Consider the following 5,188-nt stretch of genomic DNA (forward strand, 5'->3'; position numbering starts at 1 on the left):
GCGTCAGGTGGGTATAAGAGCGAGGATCAGCCCCGTGCGGCCCCGCCGGGTGGACGGCGGCGCCTCCAGCAGCCTCCAGGCCGGAACGCGGGGCATGGTGCCGGCGGGACCGGGAAAATCGAGCCCCATCGGCGCCGGCGGTGGCGGCGCCGGGCGCACCAGGAAGGCCATCGGCCGGGGCAGGGGCGGCGGGAAATCGCCCAGCCGGGCCTGAATCCAGTCCTGGCCCGGCACCGCCTCCACCACCCCCCGGGGGGACTGGAGCAGGGTGGTGAGGCCGGGGGCACCCAGCGGGTGGATGGGCAGCCGCAGCCGGCTCTGCACCAGCCCCCCCTCCTGGCGCAGGTCGTACACCGCCGCCAGGTGCACCTGCTGGCGCCAGGGGGCCAGGGTGGCGGCGAAGGCCCGGTCGTCGGCGGGGCCGAAGCGGCTGGGCTGGCTGAACTCGATGTTGAACAGCACCCGGGCCGCCCCCTGCTCGAGCACATGGGCCGCCAGCCGGGCCTGCAGGGCCCGGGGCCAGGGCCAGGGACCCATCTGGCGCCACAGGGGCGACGCCTGGCGCTCGCCCGGGGACAGCAGCTCCCCCAGCTCCAGGGAGTCGGCGTCGATGGCCAGGATCACCGGATCGGCCGGGGCGGGTCGGGCCCCCCGCAGCAGGAAGAAGGTCTGGAGGAGCTGGTCGTCGAGCAGCCGCGGCCCCTGGCCCAGGGGCGTGAGGGGGGCCCGGTCGAGGCCCGCCAGCAGGGGAGCGGCCAGGGCCAGCCACCAGAGCCGGCGTCCCAGCCCGGGCCAGGGGGGCATCAGGGGGTGAGCCCGAGTTCGCGCTCAAGCACCGGCAGCGTCTCCATCGGCGCCGCGAAACCGTTCAGCAGCTCGCTGTTGCGCCGCCGCAGCCGCGCCTCGGTGGCGTCGATCCGGCGCGGCCCCTTCCAGCCGCCGGGGGTGGCCTCCAGCCGCTGGCCGCTGGCCAGCTGGTAGACGGTCCCGTCATCGGCGCGCACCTCCACCTCCCCCTCCCAGCTCAGGAACAGCACGGAATCGGCGGTGTCCTCGATGAAGACCGTGGTGCCCTGGATCGAGGCGGTGCCCACCCTGGTGCGGACCCGCAGCGGTGCGGTTCCCTGCGATCCGGGAGCGATCCAGGCGATGATCCGGCCGCGCACCAGATCGAGCAGCGTCGGCTCGATCCGCAGCAGGGCGTTACCCCCCAGCCGGAAGCTGCGGCCATCGGCCAGCAGGATCTGCAGCCGGCCGGGGTTCTCGGTGCGCAGCACGGTGGCGGGCCGCAGCACCTGCCCCACCAGGGCCGGCCGCTCCGGCGCCGCCGGCGGCATCACATAGGCCGGCCGGGACGGCACATCCACCACCCGGGGCACCCGGGGAGCCGCCGTGGCCCCGGCGAGGGGGCCGGTGGCGGGCAAAGCAAGTGCGAGGCCGGCGACCAGCATGGCCACGGGCGCCAGCTTCATCGGCCTGGGAGGCCGGAGGCTCTCGCGCAGCAGCATGGCCCGGGCACCCGAGAGTTCCCAGGATGGCCGCTCAGGGCTCGACCCGCCACACCTGGTCGGCCGGCGTCCACTCGCACAGCTCGGAGGGCTGGAACCAGAGGCCGATCTCGAACTCGGCCGTCTCCGGAGCATCGGAACCGTGGATGACGTTGCGGCCGATGTTCACGGCCAGGTCGCCGCGGATGGTGCCGGGTTCGGCCTCCAGGGGCTTGGTGGCGCCGATCAGCTTGCGGGCGCTGGCGATCACGCCGTCGCCTTCCCACACCATGGCCACCACCGGGCCGCTGGTGATGAACGCCACCAGACCAGCGAAGAAGGGGCGCTCGCGGTGGACGCCGTAATGGCTCTCGGCCAGTTCCCGGCTGGGCACCAGCTGCTTGAGGCCCACCAGCTTGAAGCCCTTGCGCTCGAAGCGGCCGAGGATCTCGCCCACCAGGCCCCGCTGCACCCCGTCGGGCTTGATGGCGAGGAAGGTGCGTTCGGTGGCCATGGGGAGGGGAGAGATGTTCGGGCCATCGTCCGCGCTGGGGCTGCCGCTTGGCAAGCAAGCCAACCCTCCGCCGGGGTCGCCCGGTCAACTCCGCCGGGGTCACCCCCCGCCGCTGCCATTCGCAAGCTGTACAGGCTGTACAGACCCGTGGATCGGCCGCCAAGGCATACCCAAAGCCGCCTCAAACCCGCCGAAGCCGCCGCGGCGCCCCGCCTAGATTCGCTCCGACCGGCTTCCCTCCTCCCAGGCGCCATGGTGCTCGCCGACCCGTCCAGCCCGCCGGGCGCGCCCGCCGCTCCTGCCGGGCGATCCGACGCCTGGAGCGCCGCCGACGGGGCGGCCCTCTACGGACTCGACCGCTGGGGTGAGCCCTACTTCGGGGTGGGCGCCAGGGGCCAGGTGATTGTGCAGCCCCGCGGCGACCGCGGCGGCTCCCTCGATCTGGTGGAACTGGTGCGGGAGCTGCAGGGCCGCGACCTGTCCCTGCCGCTGCTGATCCGCTTCGACGACATCCTCGAGGACCGGCTCGAGCGTCTCCACGGCGCCTTTGAGCGGGCCATCGCCCAGTACGGCTACAACGGCCGCTACCAGGGGGTGTTCCCGGTGAAGTGCAACCAGCAGCGCTACGTGGTGGAGCAGCTGGTGGAGAGCGGCCGCCGCTGGCACTTCGGCCTGGAGGCGGGCAGCAAGGCCGAGCTGCTGATCGCCCTGTCCCTGCTCGACGATCCTGACGCCCTGCTGATCTGCAACGGCTACAAGGACCGGCGCTACATCGAGACGGCGATCCTGGCCCGGCGCCTGGGGCGTCAGCCGGTGGTGGTGATCGAGCAGGCCGATGAGGTGGAGCGGATCATCGCCGCCAGCAGCGCCCTGGGCGGGGCGCCGTTCATCGGCCTCCGGGCCAAGCTGTCGGCCCGCAGCACCGGCCGCTGGGGCAGCTCCGTGGGCGAGCGGGCCAAGTTCGGCCTCTCGATCCCCGACGTGCTCACCACGGTGGAGCGCCTGCGGGAGGCCGGCCTGCTCGACGACCTGCGCCTGCTGCACTTCCACATCGGCAGCCAGATCAACGACATCGCCGTCCTCAAGGACGCCCTGCAGGAGGCCGGGCAGATCTATGCCGAGCTCACCCGTCTGGGGGCCCCGATGGGCTTCCTCGACGTCGGCGGCGGCCTGGGCATCGACTACGACGGCAGCCGCACCGCCACCGCCGCCTCCACCAACTACTCGCTGCAGAACTACGCCAACGACGTCGTCGCCACGATCCGGGAGTGCTGCGAGCCCCACGGCATCCGGCCCCCCACGCTGGTGAGCGAGAGCGGCCGGGCCCTGGCCAGCCACTTCAGCGTGCTGGTGTTCGACGTGCTGGGGGCCGGCGGCCACACCGAGGCGGTGCCGCCGCCGGCCGAGGGGGAGGCCCTGATCCTGCGCAACCTGCGCGACACCCACGCCCTGATCACCGCGATCGCCACGGAGGGCGGCCTCGCGGGGGACGACACCGGTGAGCGGGCGGTGGTGGAGCGGCTGCAGGAGGCCTGGAACGATGCCCTCAAGTTCAAGGAGGACGCCCTCACTGCCTTCCGGCTGGGCTATCTGAGCCTGCCGGAGCGGGCCACGGCCGAACGCCTCACCTGGGCCAGCTGCCAGGCGATCGCCCGCCAGCTCGAAGGCCTGCCCGCCGGCACCGTGATCCCCCAGGAGCTGCAGGCCCTGCCGGCGGCCCTGGCCGGCACGTACTACGCCAACCTCTCGGTGTTTCGCTCGGCTCCGGACACCTGGGCGATCGACCAGCTGTTCCCGGTGCTGCCGATCCACCGGCTCGACGAGCGCCCCACCCGCCTGGGCAGCTTCGCCGACCTCACCTGCGATTCCGACGGCAAGATCGCCCGCTTCATCGACCGGGGCCAGGTCAAGCCGCTGCTGGAACTGCACGGCCTGCGGCCCGGTGAGCCCTACTGGATCGGGCTGTTCCTCGGCGGCGCCTACCAGGAGGTGATGGGCAACCTGCACAACCTGTTCGGCAGCACCAACGCGGTGCACATCCGGCTGGCGGCCGGCGGCGGCTACCGGGTCGACCACGTGGTGCGGGGCAACACCAACGCCGAGGTGCTCGAGGCCATGGAGCACGACCCCGACCTGCTGCTGGAGCGGCTGCGGCTGGCCAGCGAGCAGGCGATCGGCCGGGGCGACCTGGCGATCAGCGACGCCCGGCGCCTGATGGCCCACCTGAAGGCCAGCCTGGAGCAGACCACCTATCTGGAGGCCTGATCCCCGGCCACTACCTGTTCCGCCAGGGCGACGGTGAAGATCTCCACCTCCCCCAGGCTCTTGACCGTCTGGGCCCCCAGGGAGCGTGCCGCGAGCCTCGGATCGGCCGCCACCAGCTCGGCGGTCTGGCGGTCACACACCACCGCCGCCTCCACCTGGCGGGTGGCCGATTCGAGCCGGGCCGCCAGGTTCACGGTGTCGCCGATCACGGTGAACTCCATGCGGCGCGGGCTGCCGATCTGGCCGACCATCACCAGACCGCTGGCCAGGCCGATGCCGTTGTCGATGGTGGCGATGCCCCGCCGCGCCCAGTCCTCGTTCAGGCCGGCCAGGGCCTCCCGCATGGCCAGGGCGCAGCGCACCGCCTGGCTGGCCTCCTCGGCCACCCCCCGGCTCACCGGTGAGCCGAACACCGCCATCACCGCATCGCCGATGAACTTGTCGACGGTGCCGCCATGGGCCATCACCACCTCCACCATGGCGCCCAGATACTCATTGAGCTGGCGCACGTGCAGCTCGCTCTGGCCCTCGTCGCTGCGCTGCTTGGTGAGCACGGTGAAGCCCTTGATGTCGGTCATCAGCACGGTCACATCCAGCAGGCGGCCGCGCAGGATGCCCTGGGCCGATTCCGGGTCGGAGAGGATCTCCGCCACCACGCCGGGCGCCACATAGCGCTCGAAGGTCCGCCGCAGGCGCCGCCGTTCCTGCCCCTCCCGCAGGTAGGCATCGCCGCCGTAGAGCAGGCCCAGCAGGGCCAGGCCCGAGGCGGGGGCCAGCAGCGGCAGCCAGCGGTTGGCCTGCTGCAGCGCCACCACCACCACGCCGCCCTGCAGCACCAGCAGCAGCAACACCAGGGCGAGGCGCCAGCGCAGGTCGGTCCAGCGGCTGCCTCGTATACACATCTCCGAGCCCACGAGACGCT

The 5,188-nt window shown here is 72.7% G+C and carries 5 protein-coding genes; 1 reads left to right on the forward strand and 4 read right to left on the reverse strand.

The features are described 5' to 3' along the window. Positions 1-3: 3 nt before the first annotated feature. The 3 genes from VB737_RS05320 to ndk all read right to left on the reverse strand — a co-directional run bounded on the left by VB737_RS05320 (position 4) and on the right by ndk (position 2,001). Entirely contained in the window at positions 4-804 is an 801-nt protein-coding gene (locus tag VB737_RS05320; RefSeq protein WP_500311758.1) for a CHASE2 domain-containing protein, read from the reverse strand. After that, entirely contained in the window at positions 804-1,472 is a 669-nt protein-coding gene (locus VB737_RS05325; RefSeq protein WP_500311760.1) for a FecR domain-containing protein, read from the reverse strand. The genes VB737_RS05320 and VB737_RS05325 overlap by 1 nt, the downstream gene beginning before the upstream one ends. A 70-nt stretch (positions 1,473-1,542) precedes the next feature. Then, positions 1,543-2,001 carry a nucleoside-diphosphate kinase gene (ndk, locus tag VB737_RS05330; RefSeq protein WP_500311762.1) on the reverse strand — a complete coding sequence of 153 codons (459 nt, stop codon included), beginning with the start codon at positions 1,999-2,001 and terminating at the stop codon, positions 1,543-1,545. A 252-nt stretch (positions 2,002-2,253) separates the two neighbouring features. On the opposite strand from ndk, the gene speA reads away from it, so the two are divergent. Continuing rightward, complete coding sequence (speA, locus tag VB737_RS05335) at positions 2,254-4,266, forward strand: biosynthetic arginine decarboxylase (protein WP_500311764.1); 2,013 nt, start codon at positions 2,254-2,256, stop codon at positions 4,264-4,266. Here speA and VB737_RS05340 read toward each other — a convergent pair. Then, the coding region (locus VB737_RS05340; protein WP_500311766.1) for an adenylate/guanylate cyclase domain-containing protein at positions 4,251-5,188 on the reverse strand (938 nt) is incomplete at its 5' end. The two genes, speA and VB737_RS05340, sit on opposite strands and share 16 nt — an antisense overlap.

This window comes from Synechococcus sp. BA-120 BA3 (genome assembly GCF_034931285.1).
Classification (GTDB): Bacteria; Cyanobacteriota; Cyanobacteriia; order PCC-6307; family Cyanobiaceae; genus Cyanobium.

What these genes read in the sequence shown, in the direction of transcription:
- speA (WP_500311764.1), top strand. Translation starts at nt 2,254, where the DNA reads ATGGTGCTCGCCGACCCGTCCAGCCCGCCGGGCGCGCCCGCCGCTCCT.
- VB737_RS05320 (WP_500311758.1), bottom strand. Translation starts at nt 804, where the DNA reads ATGCCCCCCTGGCCCGGGCTGGGACGCCGGCTCTGGTGGCTGGCCCTG.
- ndk (WP_500311762.1), bottom strand. Translation starts at nt 2,001, where the DNA reads ATGGCCACCGAACGCACCTTCCTCGCCATCAAGCCCGACGGGGTGCAG.
- VB737_RS05325 (WP_500311760.1), bottom strand. Translation starts at nt 1,472, where the DNA reads ATGAAGCTGGCGCCCGTGGCCATGCTGGTCGCCGGCCTCGCACTTGCT.